Source organism: Azospirillum mesophilum (assembly GCF_053470405.2).
This window is the reverse complement of the sequence record NZ_JBPXMQ020000052.1, coordinates 1-20,070: the sequence shown is the minus strand read 5'-3', so window position 1 is coordinate 20,070 and position 20,070 is coordinate 1. Positions and strand designations below refer to the sequence as shown.

The 20,070-nt window shown below is 69.3% G+C and carries 18 protein-coding genes; 12 read left to right on the top strand and 6 right to left on the bottom strand.

The features are described from left to right. The first annotated feature begins 136 nt into the window (after positions 1-136). Together glgX and ACSVC7_RS28890 are read left to right on the top strand one after the other, a co-directional pair. The gene (gene glgX / locus ACSVC7_RS28895) at positions 137-2,302 is read left to right on the top strand and encodes a glycogen debranching protein GlgX (protein WP_448206868.1); all 2,166 of its coding nucleotides are present in this window, start codon (positions 137-139) and stop codon (positions 2,300-2,302) included. An 83-nt stretch (positions 2,303-2,385) separates the two neighbouring features. Next, positions 2,386-3,426, top strand: a complete 1,041-nt coding sequence (locus tag ACSVC7_RS28890) for a response regulator (RefSeq protein WP_448206869.1) — start codon at positions 2,386-2,388, stop codon at positions 3,424-3,426. A gap of 3 nt (positions 3,427-3,429) precedes the next feature. Here the strand turns inward: ACSVC7_RS28890 and ACSVC7_RS28885 are convergent, their stop codons facing one another. The 4 genes from ACSVC7_RS28885 to ACSVC7_RS28870 all read right to left on the bottom strand — a co-directional run bounded on the left by ACSVC7_RS28885 (position 3,430) and on the right by ACSVC7_RS28870 (position 5,882). After that, positions 3,430-3,888 (bottom strand): type II toxin-antitoxin system VapC family toxin, encoded by a 459-nt coding sequence (locus ACSVC7_RS28885; RefSeq protein ID WP_448206870.1) that lies wholly within the window; start codon positions 3,886-3,888, stop codon positions 3,430-3,432. After that, the gene (locus ACSVC7_RS28880) at positions 3,888-4,145 is read right to left on the bottom strand and encodes a FitA-like ribbon-helix-helix domain-containing protein (RefSeq protein ID WP_448206871.1); all 258 of its coding nucleotides are present in this window, start codon (positions 4,143-4,145) and stop codon (positions 3,888-3,890) included. The genes ACSVC7_RS28885 and ACSVC7_RS28880 overlap by 1 nt, the downstream gene beginning before the upstream one ends. A gap of 120 nt (positions 4,146-4,265) precedes the next feature. Further along, positions 4,266-4,691, bottom strand: coding sequence for a MarR family winged helix-turn-helix transcriptional regulator (locus ACSVC7_RS28875; RefSeq protein ID WP_448206872.1), 426 nt, complete (start codon positions 4,689-4,691; stop codon positions 4,266-4,268). A gap of 6 nt (positions 4,692-4,697) precedes the next feature. Beyond that, on the bottom strand, positions 4,698-5,882 hold the full coding sequence (locus ACSVC7_RS28870; RefSeq protein WP_448206873.1) for an Acg family FMN-binding oxidoreductase: 1,185 nt from the start codon (positions 5,880-5,882) through the stop codon (positions 4,698-4,700). A 243-nt stretch (positions 5,883-6,125) separates the two neighbouring features. On the opposite strand from ACSVC7_RS28870, the gene malQ reads away from it, so the two are divergent. Both malQ and bfr read left to right on the top strand, forming a co-directional pair. Next, positions 6,126-8,315 carry a 4-alpha-glucanotransferase gene (gene malQ / locus ACSVC7_RS28865; protein ID WP_448206874.1) on the top strand — a complete coding sequence of 730 codons (2,190 nt, stop codon included), beginning with the start codon at positions 6,126-6,128 and terminating at the stop codon, positions 8,313-8,315. A gap of 141 nt (positions 8,316-8,456) precedes the next feature. Further along, complete coding sequence (bfr, locus tag ACSVC7_RS28860) at positions 8,457-8,936, top strand: bacterioferritin (RefSeq protein WP_448206875.1); 480 nt, start codon at positions 8,457-8,459, stop codon at positions 8,934-8,936. Positions 8,937-9,118: 182 nt separating this feature from the next. On the opposite strand, the gene ACSVC7_RS28855 is transcribed toward bfr, so the two are convergent. Next, a complete protein-coding gene (locus tag ACSVC7_RS28855; RefSeq protein WP_483508973.1) occupies positions 9,119-9,580 on the bottom strand; it encodes a hypothetical protein in 462 nt (153 codons plus the stop codon). A gap of 234 nt (positions 9,581-9,814) precedes the next feature. Between ACSVC7_RS28855 and ACSVC7_RS28850 the strand changes: the two genes are divergently transcribed. Further along, positions 9,815-11,530, top strand: coding sequence for an EAL domain-containing protein (locus ACSVC7_RS28850; RefSeq protein ID WP_448206877.1), 1,716 nt, complete (start codon positions 9,815-9,817; stop codon positions 11,528-11,530). Between the two features lie 436 nt (positions 11,531-11,966). Here ACSVC7_RS28850 and ACSVC7_RS28845 read toward each other — a convergent pair whose 3' ends face one another. Continuing rightward, positions 11,967-12,416 (bottom strand): TadE/TadG family type IV pilus assembly protein, encoded by a 450-nt coding sequence (locus ACSVC7_RS28845; protein ID WP_448206878.1) that lies wholly within the window; start codon positions 12,414-12,416, stop codon positions 11,967-11,969. 499 nt (positions 12,417-12,915) lie between these two features. On the opposite strand from ACSVC7_RS28845, the gene ACSVC7_RS28840 reads away from it, so the two are divergent. The 7 genes from ACSVC7_RS28840 (at position 12,916) to ACSVC7_RS28810 (ending at position 19,884) form a co-directional block, all read left to right on the top strand. Beyond that, on the top strand, positions 12,916-13,119 hold the full coding sequence (locus tag ACSVC7_RS28840) for a Flp family type IVb pilin (RefSeq protein WP_448206879.1): 204 nt from the start codon (positions 12,916-12,918) through the stop codon (positions 13,117-13,119). 171 nt (positions 13,120-13,290) lie between these two features. After that, a complete protein-coding gene (locus tag ACSVC7_RS28835; RefSeq protein ID WP_448206880.1) occupies positions 13,291-13,782 on the top strand; it encodes an A24 family peptidase in 492 nt (163 codons plus the stop codon). 8 nt (positions 13,783-13,790) lie between these two features. After that, entirely contained in the window at positions 13,791-14,771 is a 981-nt protein-coding gene (cpaB, locus tag ACSVC7_RS28830) for a Flp pilus assembly protein CpaB (RefSeq protein WP_448206881.1), read from the top strand. Between the two features lie 19 nt (positions 14,772-14,790). Continuing rightward, positions 14,791-16,245 (top strand): type II and III secretion system protein family protein, encoded by a 1,455-nt coding sequence (locus ACSVC7_RS28825; RefSeq protein WP_448206882.1) that lies wholly within the window; start codon positions 14,791-14,793, stop codon positions 16,243-16,245. 143 nt (positions 16,246-16,388) lie between these two features. Continuing rightward, entirely contained in the window at positions 16,389-16,805 is a 417-nt protein-coding gene (locus ACSVC7_RS28820) for a CpaD family pilus assembly lipoprotein (protein WP_483508969.1), read from the top strand. Continuing rightward, complete coding sequence (locus tag ACSVC7_RS28815; RefSeq protein WP_448206884.1) at positions 16,805-18,028, top strand: CpaE/TadZ family protein; 1,224 nt, start codon at positions 16,805-16,807, stop codon at positions 18,026-18,028. Before ACSVC7_RS28820 ends, ACSVC7_RS28815 begins: the two co-directional genes overlap by 1 nt. Beyond that, entirely contained in the window at positions 18,028-19,884 is a 1,857-nt protein-coding gene (locus tag ACSVC7_RS28810; protein ID WP_448206885.1) for a TadA family conjugal transfer-associated ATPase, read from the top strand. Before ACSVC7_RS28815 ends, ACSVC7_RS28810 begins: the two co-directional genes overlap by 1 nt. Positions 19,885-20,070 lie beyond the last annotated feature (186 nt).

Here is a 20,070-nt window from a genome sequence, read left to right as displayed (position 1 = left end):
GCGGCCCTTGACGTTCCCGTCTTACCTCTCCTTTATTGCACCCTGCGGCCAGCTGTTTCGGCTATGCCGTTTTGCCATGTCGATCCGTCCTTCCGCCATCCCTTCCGATGAGCGTGCCCGTGGGGAGCGTCCCCTGATGTCCATCGCCACCGCCACGCGCACGGCCGTCTGGCCCGGCAAGCCCTATCCGCTGGGGGCGAACTGGGATGGGTTCGGCGTCAACTTCGCCCTGTTCTCCGCGCACGCCGAGAAGGTGGAACTGTGCCTGTTCGACCAGACCGGCCAGCGGGAGGTCGAGCGCATCGTCCTGCCGGAGCACACGGACGAGGTCTGGCACGGGTACCTGCCTGACGCGCGGCCGGGAATGCTGTACGGCTACCGTGTCCATGGGCCGTACGATCCGGCGGCGGGGCACCGGTTCAACCCGAGCAAGCTGCTGCTCGACCCCTACGCCAAGGCGCTGTTCGGGCCGTTCAAGTGGTCGGACGCCCATTACGGCTACCGGGTCGGCTCGACGCGCGAGGATCTGTCCTTCGACCGGCGCGACAACGCGCGCGGCATGCCGAAATGCCGGGTGGTGGACCGCGCCTTCACCTGGGGGCACGACCGGCACCCGCCGGTGCCCTGGTCGGACACGATCGTCTACGAGACGCACGTCGGCGGCTTCACCATGCGCCATCCGGAGGTGCCGCTTCCCCTGCGCGGCACCTTCGCGGGCATGTCCACCCACGCGGTGATCGACTATCTGAAGGCGCTGGGCATCACGTCGGTGGAGTTCCTGCCGGTGCAGGCCTACGCCGACGAACGGCATCTGGTGGCGAAGGGGCTGCGCAACTACTGGGGCTACAACACCATCGGCTTCTTCGCGCCCGAGCCGCGCTACATGACCACCGGCGTGCTGTCGGAGTTCAAGACCATGGTCGCCCGCCTGCACGAGGCGGGGATCGAGGTCATCCTGGACGTGGTCTACAACCACACGGGCGAGGGCAACCACCTCGGCCCCACGCTGTCCTTCAAGGGCATCGACAACCTCAGCTACTACCGGCTGCTGCCCGACAACCCGCGCTTCTACATCAACGACACCGGAACCGGGAACACGCTCAACCTCAGCCACCCGCGCGTCCTGCAGATGGTCATGGACAGTCTGCGCTATTGGGTGACGGAGATGCATGTGGACGGGTTCCGGTTCGACCTCGCCACCGTGCTGGCGCGGGAGCCCTACGGGTTCGACCCCGGTTCGGGCTTCCTGGACGCCGTGCGGCAGGACCCGGTGCTGGCCGAGGTGAAGCTGATCGCGGAGCCGTGGGACGTCGGCCCCGGCGGCTATCAGGTCGGCAACTTCCCGCCGGGCTGGGCGGAGTGGAACGACCGCTACCGCGACACGGTGCGCCGCTACTGGCGTGGCGACGAGGGCATGCTGCCGGAACTGGCGGGGCGCATCGCCGGCTCCTCCGACCTGTTCGAGAAGCGGGGGCGGCGCGCCTGGTCGTCGGTGAACTTCGTCACGGCGCACGACGGCTTCACGCTGTACGACCTCGTCGCCTACAACGACAAGCACAACTGGGCCAACGGGGAGGAGAACCGCGACGGCCACTCCGCCAATCATTCCTGGAACCACGGGGCGGAGGGGGAGACGCACGACCCCGCCATCCGGGCGGCGCGCGCCCAGCAGCGGCGCAACCTGCTGGCCACCCTGTTCCTGTCGCAGGGCACGCCCATGATGCTGGCCGGCGACGAGATCGGCCACACGCAGAAGGGCAACAACAACGCCTACTGCCAGGACAACGAGATCTCGTGGTTGGACTGGACCCATCTGCAATCGAAGGAGCGGCACGGCGACGGGCGCGACATGCTGGCCTTCGTCAAGCGGCTGATCGCGCTGCGCAAGGCGCATCCGGTGCTGCGCCGGCCGGTCTTCCTGCACGGGCGGGAGACCTCGGCCGACGGGCTGAAGGACATCGTCTGGTATACCCCGCACGGCGTCGAGAAGACGGCCGAGCACTGGCGCAACACGCACGCGCGCTGCATCGTGCTGCTGCTGAACGGCCACGCCGGGACCTACACCGGGGCGGACGGCCAGCCGCAGGACGACGGCGTGCTGCTGATCGTGCTGAACGCCCACACGGAAACGGTCAGCGTCACCCTGCCGGAGGTGCCGGACGCGCGCGGCTGGCGCTGCGTGCTGGACACCCGCGTGCCGGACGGGGCGGGGGACGAGCGCATGCAGCTTGCCGGGCGGCCGATCCCGGTGGACGGGCGCACGGCGCTGGTCTTCGTGCAGGTCGAATCCCGCGCACGTTGATCGGAGTCATCTGGAACCGCCTTCCGCATGTGCTAAGGTTGCCGCCGGTTCGCCAGCTCCCCCCAGATCCTCCGGATCCGACGATGCCCGACTACGACTTTTCCCTGGTCGATGCCGCGATCATCGACACCCAGCACAACACGCTGCGCGTCCTGCGCGAGGTGCTGTCGCGCCTGGGGCTGAAGCGGGTGGAGACCTACAGCTCGGTCCGCGACGCCGCCGGAGCCATCGCGGGGGCGAGCCCCGACCTGATCCTGCTGGACACCGACGGCGAGGACGGGGAGGCGCTGCGCCTGATCCGCACGCTGCGCAACGATCCGGACTCGCGCAACGCCTACGCCTGCATCGTCGCCACCACCTGGACGCCGACCCCGCTGCTGCTGACGCGGGTGACCAACACGGGGGCCGACGACCTGCTGGTCAAGCCCGTGTCGCCCAAGCAGGTGCTGGACCGGCTGACCACCCTGATCGAGGCGCGCAAGAAGTTCGTCGTCACCGCCGACTACACCGGCCCCGACCGCCGCAAGTCGCCGCGCGACGGGACGCAGGTGCCCCTGCTGGACGCGCCGAACACGTTGCGCCTGAAGGCCACCAACCGCTGGGCGCACATCAACGCCCGCCAGCTGATGGCCGAGGCGAACAGCTTCGTCAACGAACAGAAGCTGCTGCGCACCACGATCCAGGTCTCCTTCCTGGTGGAGTTCGCCGTCCCCGGCCTGTCCGCCAGCCCGGCGGAGCGCATGGCCGTGGAGCATCTGGCCCGCGTGCCGGCCTTCCTGGACGACCTGCTGCGCCGCCTGGACGACAGCGGCGAGCCGGACCCGGTGGCGGGGGCCGCCAAGTCGCTGAAGATGCTGGTGGAACGCTTGCGCACCCAGGCCGAGTCGGGCTCCGTCGCTCCGGAAGAGCTGGAACGCGCCCGCGAGCTGGCCCGCGAACTGATGCAGGGCGTCGACCGCAGCCGCCCCCTGGACGCCATGACCGGTGAGGTCGCCACGGCCGTCGCCGGCTACCGCGCGCGGCTGGAGCAGATGGCCCAAGCCAAGGCCGAAGCCGCCCGCGCCGCCGTCGCCGCGGCGGAAGCTCCGCAAGCGGAAGCGCCAAGGGAAGCCGCGGCGGGGTAAGCGTCAGCGGCTGTGAAACAGCCGGTCCATTTGAAGCACCGACACCACGAAGGGGCGATCCGGCGCATGAGGAGCCCGCCACGACTCGAAGGCGCGGGCGAAACGCTGGTCGGCTGTCACAACGCCCACGGCTCCGGCGACCAGAGCAGCAGCGACGTAAGCACAATCGTAGGGTGGATGCCCGACGCTGTCGGCCAGCGACAAAGCGCGCAACCAAAGGCCCTCATCGTTGATCCGCCGGATCGGTGCTGCCTGAAGCGCCAGAGCGATCGGGGCAACCTCCGCATCGGTCAGAAAACCGCGCCGCCGCTTCGACCACAGTATGCTTGCCAGTTCGAAGTCGAACAGGCTTGGAGCGGCAACCGCGTGGCGTCCAATGATGGACCGGGCGGCGGCGGTCTCCGCGGCGGGATCTTCGTCCAGCACCCATTTGACGGCTACAGATGCATCGACGACGAGCATCACTCCGGTTGCCCTTCGGGACGGCCGTAGCGGTCGGCGCGGATGTCCGAAAGGTCATCGACGCTGTTGTTGAAGCGGCGTCCGGCGAAACCTTCGCGCAACAGGCCGACCGCCGCTTCGAACGCGGCCCATTCCTGCTCAGGGGTGAGACTGTCCGCGAGGATTTTCCGCGCCTCCGCCTCACAGGACTGGCCGGTGGACGTGGCGCGTTCTTCCAGGCGCCGGATGACCTCGTCCGGGATGTCGCGGATGGTCATCGAACCCATGGATGCCGCCTCTCTGTCGCCGTCATCGTTGAATCGCGAATCAAAGATATCACGCGCATGGGCCTGCCGACAGTGCCAGGGATGCCGCTTGGGGCGATCTGGCCGCCGGCCTCAGCGGTTCGCGTCGAGCCAACACCGGATGGTAGTGAGGGTTTCGCGGGCCTGCGTCAGGGTGGGGGAGGGGATCGCGGCCTTTATCGGATCGAACCGGTCACCCAGCAGTGTGAGGGCGCGGCGGTGGGCGTCCAGCCCCGTCGCGGTCAGGACAACCCGCTTGCCGCGCTTGTCGAGGGGATCGGGCTCCACCGCGACCAGACCTTTTTCCGCCAGCCGCCCGATGGTGTTGGTCATGGCGCCCTTGGTCACCTGCATGGCCTGGGCGATGCTGACCAGCGGCACGCCGTCGCCGTTCCGCACGAGGTGTTTCAGAACGGCGAACTGCGACATGTTGAGGTCGGGGGCGAGCAGCCGTTCGGCCTCGTTCTGCATCAGCTGGTCGATGATCGCGATTTCGGTGAAGATGCGGAACAGCTCCATGCCGGATCATCCTTTCAGGTGAGCGGCCAGCCCGCGCCGGGGTGCGGGGGGCGACGGCGCGGTGCCTTCGGGCAGGCGGCCCAGCCGGGCCAGCATCTGAACCTTGCGGGCGGGATGGGGCGCGTCCAGCCGGTGGTGGATGGCGCGGTGGTTGTCGGCCATCTCCGGGTATTCCTGCAAGGCCTGCTCGTTGGGGTGCATGGCGAGGCCGAGGCCGGTTCCGGCCAGACTCAGGCGGGCGTAGGCGCGGCCGGCGTCGATCTGCGCGGGCCGGCTGTTGCCGTCGGTGACGATCCACAGGTAGGAGGGCGTCGAGTCCGTCAGGGCGTCGAAGCGCTTGATCTGCGATTCGATGGTCATTGAGGACGCACCGGGGTAGGTCTCGCGGTCGAACAGCCCGACCTTCGCCGCCGCCACCAGCATTGGGTCGGCGATGCTGATCCCGTCGCGGTGCCGGTCGATCTCGGCGGCGCCGATGCGCATGAGGCGCAGGGATTCCATGAAGGTCCGCTCCGTGGTCATCTCGACCCTCCAGGCGTCGCGGACGATGCTGCGGATGCCGTTCAGGCGGGCCAAATCCGCCGTGGAAGGGGCGGTGCCGCTGGCGACGCCGAAGGTCACCGGGAGGCCGGCCAGCGAGTCGGCCAGGGTTTGCGCCTCGGAGGAGGTCGCCGGGCGGTGGGGATCGTAGGGGCCGCGTTCCGTCCGGCGCGCGGGGATGCTGGCGAACAGCGGGCTGCGCGGCACGGCGGGATCGTGCGCGAGGCGGACGCGGGCGAAGGGCTTGTCGTCCGGCCGCGCGCCGGGCTCCCCATCGGGGAACAGCGCGATGTCGGCGCGGTGGCCGCGCTCGGCGGCGGCGATGGTCAGTAGCTCCAGAAAGGCGCCCGCGCCCATCAGGATTTGCCGTCCGAAGGGATCGGTCGCCGGCAGCCGCCGCTCCGGATCGAGGGTCAGGAGGATCGCGCCGGGGGTGCCCAGGTCGGCCATCCAGGGCTGGAGATTGTGCGGATTCGGCGCCAGCAGCGCGTGGGACAGCGCCCAGACGCGCACATCCGGCTCGGCGGAGGAGGGCGCCCAGGCCGCCGTCGCAGGGGGCGGCACCGCGTCGAACAGGCCGCTCGCGGACCAGCCGGCGGCGGCAACGACGATTCCGCCCCCGGCCAGACGGAGGAACGCGCGTCTCTTCATGGTGGACCTCTCTCCAACGGATATAGTTTACCGTTAAACGATAACCCCGAGGAGTTCCAGGGCGCCGGATCATCCGGGCTTGCGGCGTGTTGTCACCCGTGCCTCGGACTTGCGGGTTATCGCCTTGCCGGCGAATGCGAAAATTCGAATGTTCGGGGCTGGACGGGAGAGTGCCGACGCGCGATGTTCGCGGCGGGCATTCATCCGCCCGCCATCACTCGACCGAACCCGCGGGGACCGTGCATGAGCGCTCTCGACCGGCTTGCCGACTTGGTCGGCATCGAGCCCTTCTACCATGACATCTGGGGCAACCGGCGGGAGACATCCGACGCGACGAAGCGGGCTCTGGTCGCCGCCATGGGCCTGCCCGCCGGCAACGACGCGGAGGTGGAGGCCAGCCTGCGCGCGGTGGACGAACGGACGTGGCGCCGCATGCTGCCGCCGGTGGTCATCCTGGACGAGGGGGCGCCGCTGTCCCTGACGCTGGCCGTCCCGACCGGGCTGGAGGACGCGGATCTGTTCTGGACCCTGACGGAGGAGGGCGGGCTCAGCCACCGCGCCAAGCTGACCGTCGGCAACCTGCCTCTGGCCGAGCGCGCCACCGTGGACGGCGTGGCCTTCGAGCGGCGGACCGTGTCCACGCGCCTGCCGCCGCTGCCGCTCGGCTATCACAGCCTGTCGGTGGAGATCCGCCCGCGCGGCGTCGGCGGCGCGCTGGAGGGCGGCACCACCCTGATCGTGGCGCCGGAGCGCTGCCTGACGGTGGAGGATGTGGTGCCCGGTGGCCGGACCTGGGGCATCGGCCTGCAACTCTACGCGCTGAAGAGCGGCGACGATTGGGGCATCGGCGACTTCGACGACCTCGGCCGCTTCGCGGAGACGGCGGCGGGGTTGGGCGCCGGGCTGGTCGGGCTGAACCCGCTGCACGCGCTGTTCCCGGCCGACCCCAATCACATCGGCCCCTATTCGCCGAGCAGCCGGACCTTCCTGAACATCCTCTACATCGACGTGGAGCGGGTGCCGGAGCTGGCCGGTTCGACGGAGGCGCAGGCGCTGATCGGGGCGGAGGAGTTCCGCAACCGCCTCGCCGCCGCCCGCGCGGCCGATCTGGTGGACTACGCCGCCGTGTCGGCGCTGAAGCTGCCGGTGCTGGAAGCGCTGCACGCCGCCTTCCGGACGCTGGGGGAGGGCGAGCCGCGCCGGCAGTCCTTCGAGCATTTCCGGGCCGAGATGGGCGAGCCGCTGCGCCGCCACGCCATCTTCGAGGCGCTGCACGAGCACTTCTTCCGCCAGGATCCGAATCTGTGGATGTGGCGCAACTGGCCGCCGGCCTTCCATGACCCGGACAGCCCGGAGGTCCAGGCTTTCGCGGCGGAACACGCCGACCGCGTGGCCTTCTTCGAGTATCTGCAATGGGAGGCCGACCGCCAACTGGGCGAGGCGGCGGAGCGGGCGCGCAAGGCGGGGCTGGCGCTCGGCTTCTACCGCGACCTCGCGGTGGCGGCGCATCCCGGCGGGGCGGCGGCCTGGGCCGATTCGGGCATCCTGGTGCAGGGCGCCAACGTCGGCGCGCCGCCCGACCAGTTCAACCTGAAGGGCCAGAACTGGGGCTTGTCCCCGCTGTCGCCGGTGGGGCTGCACGAATCGGCCTACCGGACCTTCATCGCCATGCTGCGCGCCAACATGCGCCACGCCGGCGCGCTGCGCATCGACCACGTCATGGCCCTGAAGCACCTGTTCTGGATCCCGGAGGACGGAAGCGACGGCGCCTACGTCCAGTACCCGATGCACGACCTGCTGCGCATCATCGCGCTGGAGAGCCGCCGCAACCGCTGCATCGTCATCGGCGAGGATCTGGGCACCGTGCCGGAGGGCTTCCGCCCGGCGATGGAGCGCGCCGGCATCCTGAGCTACCGCGTGCTGTATTTCGAGCGCAGCGGCGACGGCGGCTTCAAGGCGCCGCAGGACTATCCGGTGGACGCGATGGTGACGGTGACCACCCACGACCTCGCCACCTTCAAGGGCTTCTGGACGAACCGGGACCTGGAGTGGCGCCAGCGGCTCGACCTCTACCCGGATCAGGCCTCGCGCGACAAGGACGCCTGGGACCGCGGCGTGGACCGCTGGCGCCTGTTGCAGGCGCTGTCGGCGCAGGGGCTGAAGCCCGCCAGCTACCCGACCGACGAGGGCTCCCAGCCCTTCTCGCGGGAGCTGATGGAGGCGGTGCACCGCTATCTCGCCCGCTCGCCCGGCCGGATCGCCATGGTGCAGGTCGAGGACGCGCTGGGCGAGGAGGAGCAGCCGAACCTGCCCGGCACCGTGGACCAGCACCCCAACTGGCGCCGCCGCCTGACCGCGCCGGTCGAGGCGATGCCCGGTCACGAAGGGCTGCAGCGGCTGGCCGGCGCCGTCCGGGAAGAGCGGGGACGGTAAGGACGGGGGACTCTGACGAACGGGATAACACCCGGCCAAAGTGGTTTGCCGATCGGTCGATGATGCGTACACTTCCGTTCGAGCATCAGGAAGAACGGGGCCGCGGCGCACCTTGCGTGGCGGTTCAACACGGAGGGGACTATGAAAGGTGATCCGACGGTCATCCGTCATCTCAACACGATTCTCACGAATGAGCTGACGGCGATCAACCAGTACTACCTGCACGCCCGCATGCTGAAGAACTGGGGCCTGAAGCGGATCGCCCACAAGGTCTACGAAGAGTCCATCGGCGAGATGAAGCACGCCGACAAGCTGATCGAGCGCATCCTGTTCCTGGAAGGGCTGCCCAACCTCCAGGACCTGCACAAGCTGAAGATCGGCGAGGACTTGCCGGAGATGTTCACCGCCGACCTCGGCATCGAAAGCCACAACCGCGGCAACCTCCAGGACGCCATCGCCGAGTGTGAGGCCGTGCGCGATTACCAGAGCCGCGAGATCTTCCGGGAAATCCTGGACGACACCGAGGAGCACATCGACTGGCTGGAAACCCAGCTCGACCTGATCCAGCGCGTCGGCCTGACCGCCTACCAGCAGGAGCAGATCTACAAGGGCGATGACTGAGGGTTATTGCCGGTAAGTGCCCTCGCCCGCTTCCGGCGGGAGGGTGAGGGCAAGGTCAGTTCGAGAATCCAGGTGAGGCATAGGAAGGATTCTCGGGGAAACCTTGCCCTCACCCTCCCATGCTCCGCATGGGCCCCTCCCTCTCCCATCGGAGATGGGCGAGGGGTTTCTAAGCGCCGCGCCTACACCGACACCCGGTTGACCGAAGTGCCGCCGTACGGGGCGGCGTCGGCTTTCTGATAGGCTTCGATGGCGGCGGGCCAGGGCTCGATGTGCAGGCCGCTGCCCATGGCGTCCTGGTGGATGCTCTGCGCGACGAAGCCGGCGTTGGGGGTGGCGGTCAGGGGGACGAGGCCCGGCGTGACCGGCCCCTCGCCCTCGTCGCTGTTCAGCGAAAAGCCGCGCGACGCGCCGGAGCGCCGGGTGCGGCTGCCGCCGGTCTCGTCCAGGTCCGCCCGCTTGCTGCTCTGGAGCGCGTCCTCCGTCGCCTTGACGTCGGCGGAGCGCTTGCGCTCCTGCTCGCCCGGGACGCGGCGGACCGGCTGTATGGCGGCGGCGTCGCTGGCCAGCATCTGCCGTATGCGCGCCAAGCCGGAGGTGGCTTGCGCGCTGGTCGGCGAGGAAAGGGCGGGGATGCTGGACACGGGATGGCGGCGGGGTTCGGGTTGAATCGGCTCCGACCCTGCATGTTAGCAGGGGAGGGGGATTGCCGCCTCAAGAAATTTCGGCTTGCCCAACAATTCGCTCAAATTTGATGGTGTTGTTCGGCTATTTGCTCGTGTGCATAATGTTCCGGATTGGTGCATGCCCGCCCGTCCGGGCCCTTTCCCCCTTCCCAACGGCGCCGCCGGGCGCATCCGTGCTGAGAGGCGAACAGCATGACGCGACCGACCGACGCTTTTTCCGGGGACGAGCAGCCCATGATCGCGGCCGCCCTGGACGCGTCCGGCGACGTGGCCTACGCCTGGGACATCGCCAGCGACGGGATCACCTGGGCCGGCGCGGGGGCGGCGCTGCTGGGCGCCCCGACGGAGCTTGCCAGCGGCGACGCCCTGCGCGCCCGCATCGAGCCAACGGATCGGTCGCGCCGCCGCGCCGCGCTGTCGCAGCACATCGACACGGGCAGCACCTTCGACTGCGACTACCGCCTGCGGCTGGCCGACGGCAGCATCCATTGGGTGCATGACCGCGGCCGGGTGGAGCGGGACGGGCAGGGCATGCCGGTGCGCCTGCGCGGTGTCCTGCGCCTGATCGACCGCCGCAAGGCCTACGAGGTGGAACTGGAGCACCAGGCCCATTTCGACCCGCTGACCGGGCTGGTCAACCGCCATCGCCTGCGCGAATCGCTGGCGGGTGCGAGCGCGGCGGTGCCCGCGGAGGACGGCGGCCTGAGCCGCAGCGCTCTCTATCTCGCCGTGGGCATCGACAAGCTGGGCCTGGTCAACGGCGCCATGGGCCACGCCGCCGCCGACGATGTCGTGCGGGAGGTGGCGCGCCGGCTGCGGAGGGTGCTGCGCCCGGGGGACGCGCTGGGGCGGGCCGGCGGCGACATCTTCGGCGTCGTGCTGCCGCAATGCCCGGACGACAGCATGGCGCAGGTCGCCGAAAAGCTGCTGCGCGCCGTGCGGACGGAACCGGTCGCAACGCCGGCCGGGCCGATTCTCGTCACCGTGTCGGTGGGTGGCGTGTCGGTCGGCGGCGTATCGGTGGAGGAGGCCTGCGGCGTTGACGAGACGATGACGCGCGCCGAAACCGCGCTTCAGGAGGCCAAGCGCCAGGGCGGCGACTGCTTCTGGCCGCACCACGCGACCAGCCCGCACCAGACCGGCCTGCGCAACGCGCTGGCGATCGGACAGACGGTGCGCGCCGCGCTCCAGTCCGACGGGCTGCGCTTCGCCTTCCAGCCCGTGGTCGACGCGGAGGGGGCGGTGGCCTTCCACGAATGCCTGCTGCGGCTGATCGGGGCGGACGGCGCGCCGGTGGCCGCCGGGTCCTTCATGGCGGCGGTGGAGCGGCTGGGCATGGCGCGGCGCCTCGACCACCACACGATGGATCTCGCCCTGCGGGAGTTGGAGGCGCATCCGGGCGTGGAACTGTCGGTCAACCTGTCGGCCACGACCACGGCGGACCCGACGTGGCTGACGGCGCTGGAGGGGCGACTCGGCCGGCGTCCGGACCTCGCGAGGCGTCTGATCGTCGAGATCACCGAGACCGCCGCCATCGAGGATCTGGAGGAAACCGCCGCCTTTTTGGCCGCCGTGCGCGGGCTCGGCTGCCGGACGGCGCTGGACGATTTCGGGGCAGGCTATCTGTCCTACCGGCACCTGAAGGCGCTGCCCGTGGACATCGTGAAGATCGACGGGTCCTTCGTTCGCGAGATGCGCGACGGGCCGGACGCGCTGCTGTTCATCCGCACGCTGGTCGGGCTGGCCGAGGGCTTCGGCCTGACCACGGTCGCGGAATGCGTTGAGGATGACGGGCAGGCGGAAGCGCTGGGCCGCGAGGGCGTGCGGCTGTTCCAGGGCTACCGCTTCGGGCGGCCGAGTCTGGAGCGTTCCTGGATGCTTGCGGGAGCGCCGGTCGCGGCGGGGTGATTCGGCGCATTGTCTTACAGCGCATTGTCTTTATGAGACACCGCCGTTTCTTCTCAGGCTTCTTATTGTGCTTTTTGCAGAAGAGGCCATCACTTTTGCTTCTTCTGGTCGTCATGCCCGTGCTTGACACGGGCATCCACGCCGGAGCGGGCGCGTGTCGGAACGGCCGTGAATGCCCGGATCAAGGCCCGTAGGCGCTAGCTTTAGCCGTTAGGAGCGGCCAGTCACGGGCAACCACCCTCCCGTCATCCCCGCGAAGGCGGGGATCCAGACCGGTCAAGCACTGAGACGCGGAGTTTTCTGGATCCCCGCCTTCGCGGGGATGACGACGGAAGAAGGGGTGGAGGCCGGATTCAGTCAAACAGCAGCTAAAGTTAGTGCCTATGGGCTCAAGGCCGGGCATGGTGGCCAGGAAAAGCAAAATTGCGCGACGGTATCATGAGCCCTTGCGGCCGTGTGCGCTGCCGCGGCGGACGATGGAATGCGCCTCCACCGTCAGGTCGGTGCCGCCCATCAGGCGGGTGAACAGCGCCTTCACCGTCGCCTGTCCGCTGACCGTCAGCGTGCCGGCGCGCGGGTCGTCGTCGATCGCCAGCGGCGCGGTGTTCGACCCCAGGAATCCATTGGGGAAGGCCGTCGCGAAGAAGGTGCGGATGTGGCCGTCGCGCTGGTCGTCGAACATGACGCGGCCACCGGCCAGCGCCGCCGCGTCCACCGCCTGCGACAGGCGCGCCTGAACGGCGTAGCCGCGCAGCGTGTCGATGGTGTATCCAAACCCCGCGACCATCGGCAGGCCGAGCGCGAAGACCAGCGCCAGCACAGCCTTCCGGCCCGAGCGGCGTTCCTCGTGCGGCCGGAGCTCGTATGGGTGGTACACCATCACCATCGGCGTTCTCCAGAGTGGATATGAAGGAGAGGGTGGGGCGAATATGCCGGATAGCTTTTAAAAAGAGATTAACAGTATGTCCAGGAATGAATTGTGACTTTGCCTAAAATGCCGTCTAGTGAATGATCGCGAGTGCAATATTCGGTTATTCTTTGGAGTTATTCGGACTGTCCGCGCGGATTGCGATCGAAATGGTTCGAAAATCGAAGCAATCTGCAAACGAAGAGCGCGCATGATGCGGCTGAATTGCGCCGTGTTCCGCGCAAAATCCTGGTGAACATAAAAGAATAGCCGTCGAAAATCTGCGGGCAAAAAGGGGGCAAAAAGGTGTCCAAAATGGCATTACTATAGACTGCGAAGTTTTTTCTGTCTCCAATGTTGCGTGTTAACTACGCGTTAATAAATTGGGTGCTGAATGGGCTTATCGCGAACGAGCCAGATCGGTCGCTCACAAGTAAAAGCGCCGACCAGCGCAAGAACCGGCCCAATGGAGAGTCCCATGCGCACCATCCGCAAGCTGTTTAAGAACGAGTCCGGCGCCACCGCCATCGAATACGCGATCCTCTGCGCGCTCGTGGCCGTGTTCATCATCGGCGCGTTCGGCGGCGTCGGCAGCCAGATCACCAGCATCGGCAGCAAGGTCACCACCGCCCTGACGCCGAGCACCACCTCCAGCTCCTCGTCCAGCTCGTCGGGCGGCTGATCCCGTCGTCTCGGCGCTGACGGCGTAAGACGCCGAAAGCGCGTTGGGTCGGCGTCCGGGCGGGGCAGGGCAGCGGCCTCCCGCCCGGACAGACCCTGCGGTTTTCACCGCAATCCGCCGTCCGACGCCTTCCCCCGGTCCGCGCGGATAGCAGCCTGGGGGAGCGCCGTCATGATCGTCATCAACGCGATTTTCGCCGCATCGGCGGCTTTGTTCGTTTGGGCGGCCGTGTCCGACGCCCGCCGCTATCTCATTCCGAACGCGGCCAGTCTGCTGCTGGCCGGCCTTTTCACGGCTTACACCGTCACGTCCCCAGCCGGGCTGTCCATACCCGGCCACCTTCTGGCCGGCGCCGCCGCCTTCGTGGTGGGGGCCGGCCTTTTTCATGCCGGCGTGATGGGCGGCGGTGACGTGAAGCTGTTCGCCGCGGCGGCCTTGTGGGCCGGCCCCGGCCTGTTCGCCGACCTGCTGTTCGTCACGGCGCTGACCGGCGGCCTGCTGGGGGCGGCCATCCTATTGGCCCGCCGCGTCGCGCGACGCGCGGCCCCGGCCCCGTCGGGGGAGGCGGCGGCCTCGGCGCTCCAGGCGCGGCTGCCCTATGGAATCGCCATCGCCGCCGGCGGGCTGTGGACCCTGCTGCTGCGCGCGACCCTTCCGGTGTGAGGTGAGCCATGTCCGTCCGCAAGATCATCCTTGTCCTGCTGGCTCTGCTGATCGCCGGGGCGACCGTGCAGTTCACGCGCGCGGTGATGTCGCAGAACCGCCCCGCCCCGACTCCGGCCGAGGCGGCGGCGCCCGCTCCGGCCGCGAAGCGAATCCTGGTGGCGGCGAGCGATCTGCCGGCCGGCACGCTGGTGCAGCCCGCGCATCTGCGCTGGCGCTCCTGGCCGGACGACGACGGGCTGGAGCGCACCTATGTGGTGGAGGGCTCCCGCAAGCTGGAGGAGTTCGCCGGCGCGGTGGTCCGTCAGGGGCTGCGCGCGGGCGAGCCGGTGACCACCGAACGGCTGGTGAAGCCCGACGACCGCGGCTTCCTCGCCGCCGTGCTGACCCCCGGCAACCGGGCGGTGTCGGTCGCCATCAACGGGGTGACGGGCATCGGCGGCTTCGTCTTCCCGGGCGACCGCGTTGACCTGATTTTGACACAGCGCATCAAGGGGCCGGAGAACGGCGACGGCACCGGCGACCGCCGGGCCAGCGAGACGGTCCTGTCGGACGTCCGCGTGCTGGCCATGGACCAGCGCACCAGCGACCAGAAGGGCGAGGCGAAGCTGTCGCAGATCGCCACGCTGGAGGTCGCTCCCCGTCAGGCGGAGGCCGTGGCGCTGGCCCAGGAACTCGGCCATCTCTCGCTGTCCTTGCGCAGCCTGGGCAATCCCGACGCGAACACGGTGGAGATGGCGGCGGCCGAGGCGCTGGCGACCACCCTGACCGACGCGACCGACGGGCCGGCGCTCGCGGCCCACACCATCGCGACCCACACCATCACCTGGGACAGCGACCTCAGCCGCGCGTTCGGAGCTCAACCGAAGGCCGAGCCGAAGCCGGACGCCCGGCCCGAGGTTAACCAAAGCGAAAATGCTCGTGCTGTAGTAAAGGTCCAGGTCGTCCGTGGGCGAGAATCCGCGGAGGTCTCTTTCCCGCAGCGCTAGCGCCTCAGGCCGAACCGTCATGACCCGCCGCATCCTGTCCTGCCTCGTTCTTCTTGCCCTGGGCTGGACCGCCACGGGCGCGGCGCAGGCCGCCACCCAGAAGCTTGTTCCGCAGAGCCCGCCTGCCCAAGGCCGGCCAACCGCCCCGACCGCCATCTCCGCCCAGGGACCCGGCGTCCTCCAGATCGAGCAGGACAAGGGCGAGATGCTGCGCTTGCCGCAGCCGGCCTCGTCGGTGTTCATCGCCAACCCGGACGTCGCCGATTTGCAGGTGATGTCGCCGACGCTGGTCTATCTGTTCGGCAAGAAGTCGGGCGAGACCTCGCTGATCGCGGTGAACGACAAGGAACAGGTTCTGCTGAACCGCAAGGTCGTCATCACCCAGAACCTGAGCGGCCTGGAACGCGCGCTGCGCCAGCGACTGCCGAACCGCGCCATCTCCGTCTCGTCGGCCGAGGGCGCCGTGGTGCTGAGCGGCGAGGTGGCGAGCCAGACGGAGGCGGAAGACGCCCGCGCCATCGCCCGCCGATTCATCGATCCCGACAAGGGCGAGGTGGTCAACCGCCTGTCCATCACCGGCGCCACCCAGGTGATGCTGCGCGTGCGCGTTTCGGAGGTCAGCCGCGAGGTGCGGGAAGAGTTCGGCATCAACTGGGAGAACATGCTGAAGGTCGGCGGCTTCCGGTTCCTGCTCGGCTCCGGCCTGACCGACATCACCTTCAACAACGGCACGCTGATCCGCCCGGCGGAGAAGATGACCCTCTACGGCGGGGCCAGCGGCAAGAACTACGACGTCAACGGGCTGATCGACGCGCTGGCCCGCGACGGGCTGGTGACCATCCTGGCCGAGCCGAACCTCGTCGCCCTGTCCGGCGAGACGGCCAGCTTCCTGGCCGGCGGCGAGTTTCCCATCCCCGTGCCCGGCGACAACGGCCGGACCGGCATCGAGTACAAGCAGTTCGGCGTCTCCCTGTCCTTCACGCCGACGCTGGTCGGCACCGACCGCATCAGCATGCGCGTCCGGCCGGAGGTCAGCCAGCTGACCGACGTCGGCGGCCTGACCGTGTCGGCCGGGTCGAACATCGGCTTCCGCGTGCCCGGCCTGACCACGCGCCGGGCCGAGACGACCATCGAGCTTGGCAGCGGCCAGAGCTTCGCCATCGCCGGCCTGCTCCAGAACAACATCGACGAGGCGATCGACAAGTTCCCCTTCCTGGGCGACGTGCCAGTGCTGGGCACCCTGTTCCGCTCCACCAGCTTCAAGCGCAACGAGACGGAGCTGGTCATCATCGTGACGCCCTATCTGGTGCGCCCGGCGGCCAACCCCGGCCAGATCGCGGCGCCGACGGACACCATCTCGCCCACGACGCTGGCCGACCGCCTGCTGCGCGGCCGCCTGACCTCCGCCGGCCCCGGCGCCCGTCCCCCCGCCCGCCTCAGCCTGACCGGCCCGGCCGGCTTCGCCGTCGAATGAGGTCCGTCATGCGCGCTTCATTGCTCTCTTTCGTCATCCCCGCGAAGGCGGGGATCCAGGGCCACTCGGGCGCTCGTCGGGATGCCCTGGATCCCCGCCTTCGCGGGGATGACGGCAAGGGGCTGCTTCCTCGGACGCTTCTCATGGGGGTGTTCCTGACCCTTGCCGCCTGCGCGCAGTACCCGCTGGAGACGCGCGATTGGGCGGTCACGGTCGCTCCGGTGGACGGCAACGCCCAGCGCCTGGCTGTCGTGCCGCCGGACTGCGCCGCCGCGTCGCTGCCGCCGGGCAGTCCGCTTGTCGGGGCGTGGCACAATTCCGACCTGAACATCGGCTGTTCCACCGCGCACAACCTCGGCGTCATGGTGGCGGAGCCGCGGGATCTCGTGGTCGGGCGCGACGCGGGGCCGTCGGACGGGCAGCGCGGAGCCGCCGCGACCCGGCGCTACCGCCTGGGCCAGGAGAAGCCGCTGCAACGCGAGGCGGCGAGCAGCATCGCCCCGGCCGCCGCCCCCGCGACGGGCGGCGCGATGCCGGCCGGCGGCGCAGGGGGGCAGTGATGTCCGGCGTCGTTCCTCTGTTCAAAGGCTCGGCCGAGTCGTCGGCGGGGGAGCTGTTCCTCGCCTACATTTCTGACGACGCGTCCTTTCAGGTGGCGCGGGCGGTGGCGGGCGAGCTGGGCTGGGCCGCCGCGACCGTGCAGCGGGGCGGGGCGGGCGACGCGCTCGACCTCTTCACCGGGACGGTGCCGCTGCCGGGTATCCTGCTGGTCGATCTGGACGGCACGGCCAACCCGGTGGTGACCATGGCGCGGCTGGCCTCCATGGGCGGGGCGGACAGCCGCGTGGTCGGGCTGGGCACGCCGAACGACATCGATCTGTACCGCGACCTGATGGCGGCGGGGGCGGCCGACTACCTCGTCAAGCCGCTGACGCCGGAGGCGCTGCACCAGATCATCCGCTCTGCCAAGCAGACGCCCAAGCGCGCCCCGGCACCGGAGGTCACGCCCGCCCGCCTGATCGTGGTGGCGGGGGTGCGCGGTGGCTTGGGCGCCAGCACGGTGGCGGTCAACACCGCCTGGCTGATCGGGCACGAGCTGAAGCTGAAGACCGCGCTGCTCGACCTCGACCTGCAATTCGGCACCGACACGCTGGCGCTGGACCTGGAGCCGGGGCGCGGCCTGCGCGAGGCGCTGGAGACGCCGAACCGGCTGGACAGCCTGCTCGTCAAAAGCTCGCTGGTGAACGAAAGCGACTGGCTGTCCGTGATGGGCGCGGAAGAGCCGCTGGAGGACGGGGTGTCCTTCGGCCCGACGGCGCTGAGCGCGCTGCTGGAGGAGCTGCGCAGCGGCTTCCAGGTGGTGGTGGTGGACCTGCCGCGCCACCTGCTGCCGGTGCATCGCCCGGTGCTGGGCTCCGCCGATCAGGTCATTCTGGTGTCCGACTTCTCGCTGGCCGGCATCCGCGACACGGTGCGGCTGATGTCCTCCATCAAGGTGCTGGGCGGCCCGGCCTGCCATGTGGTGGCCGGCGGCCCGCGCTCGCCGCAGGTGGACCGCGCGACCTTCGAACGCGGCATCCAGGGCACCATCGCGCAGGTGATCCCGCAGGACGACAAGGTGATGGCGACCGCCGCCAACCAGGGCAAGGCCGTGGCCGGCATGGCGCCGCAGGCGGCGTCGGTGAAGGCGATGCGCGCGCTGGCGATGGTCATGGCCGACGCGCAGCCGCCCGCCCGCAAGAGCTTCGACCCCATGTCCTGGTTCAAAAAGGGTAAGGTGTGATGTTTGGGCGCGGCAGCGGAGAGGAACCGCCGCGCGGGCGGGCGTCGGGAGAGCCGGACAAGGGGCTGACCGACCTGCGCGACCGCTATCTGCCGGACCTCGCCCGGCGGCTCGACCCCGCGCAGGCGGCGCGGATGCCGCGCGGCGACGTGGCGCGCGAGGTCAAGACGATCCTGCTGGATCTGTTGGCGCGCGACCGGCGGGAACTGAACCTGCTCGACCAGCGCGATCTGGTGACGCTGCTGATCAACGGCGTGCTGGGCATGCGCCCGGTGGACAGCAGCGAAGTGCTGGCCGCCGTCCGTCCGGTGGTGGTGCCGCTGCCGCTGCGGCCGGGGATGTTCCCGGAGCCTGCGCCGGTTGCCTCCGCGCCCCCTCCGGAGCCCGTTCCTCCCGTTGCGCCGGAACCGCCGCCGGTTCCCGAGCCGGTTCCCGAACCGGCGCCGGAGCCGCCCTCCATCTCCGCGATCCTGAAGGCGGCCGGCGTTCCGTCCTTCACGGCGTCTTCCTTTCCGCCGCCGGCACCCCCGCAGCCCGAACCGCCACCGCCGGAGGAGCCCAAGGCGCCGGAGCCGCCGCCGCGCGCCGCCACCACCCACCGCCCGACCGTGGATCAGGCGAAGGAGCGGATCCAGCCCTTGCTGCTGGCGCGCATCGACACCTCGGCCGCCGCCACGCTCAGCCGCATGGAGCTGACCCGCGACGTCGGCGACATCGTGCACGACCTGCTGGTGGAGCAGAAGCTCCAGCTCAACCTCGCCGAACGGCAGGAGCTGGTGGAGCGGATGCTCGACGACATGCTGGGGCTGGGGCCGCTGGAACCGTTGCTGGCCGACGAGGCGGTCACCGACATCATGGTGAACGGCCCCAAGCAGGTCTATGTGGAGCGCCGGGGCAAGCTGGAGCCGACGGACGTCCAGTTCCGCGACAACGCCCACGTCCTGGCCATCGCGACGCGCATTGTCACGGCGGTCGGGCGGCGCATCGACGAAAGCTCTCCGCTCTGCGACGCGCGTCTGGCCGACGGAAGCCGCGTCAACATCATCATTCCGCCGCTGGCCATCGACGGCCCCAGCATCTCGATTCGTAAGTTTTCCAAGAAGAAGATCACGCTGGACGTCATGGCGCGGACGGAGAACATCTCCGTCGCCATGTGCACGGTGCTGAAGATCGCCGCGCGCTGCCGGCTGAACATCCTGATTTCCGGCGGCACGGGGTCCGGCAAGACGACGCTGCTGAATGCCATGTCGCAGATGATCGACCACACCGAGCGCATCGTGACCATCGAGGACGCGGCGGAGCTTCAGCTGCAGCAGCCGCACGTCGTCCGGCTGGAAACCCGCCCGCCCAACCTGGAAGGCCACGGCGAGATCACCATGCGCGATCTGGTGAAGAACGCGCTGCGCATGCGCCCCGACCGCATCATCCTGGGCGAGGTGCGCGGGTCGGAGGCGGTGGACATGCTCCAGGCCATGAACACCGGCCACGACGGCTCGCTCGGCACCATCCACGCCAACCGCCCGCGCGAGGCGCTGACCCGGCTGGAGAACATGTTCGGCATGGCCGGGCTGAACATGCCGTCCAAGGCGGTGCGCACGCAGATCGCGTCGGCGCTGGACATCATCGTGCAGATCAGCCGCATGCGCGACGGCGTGCGCCGCGTGACCGCCATTTCCGAGGTGGTGGGCATGGAAGGCGACGTGATCACCATGCAGGACCTCTTCACCTTCGACTTCAAGGGCGAGCGCCCGGACGGGCGCCTGTACGGAGAGTTCAAATCCGCCGGCATCCGCCCGCATTTCCTGCCGAAGGCCGCCTATTTCGGGCTGGATAAGGCCCTGCTGGAGGCGATGTGATGGCGCGGGCTCATTCCTTTCTCCCTCTCCCCTCCGCTCACGCGCAAACGAAGTTTGCGCTGACGCGACAGGCGGACCTTTGGTCCGCCGAAAGCGGGGAGAGGGTCGGGGTGAGGGGGCCAGCCCTCTCCCCTCTGGGGAGAGGGTGGCGCGAAGCGCCGGGTGAGGGGGGTGCGCATGGCGGAG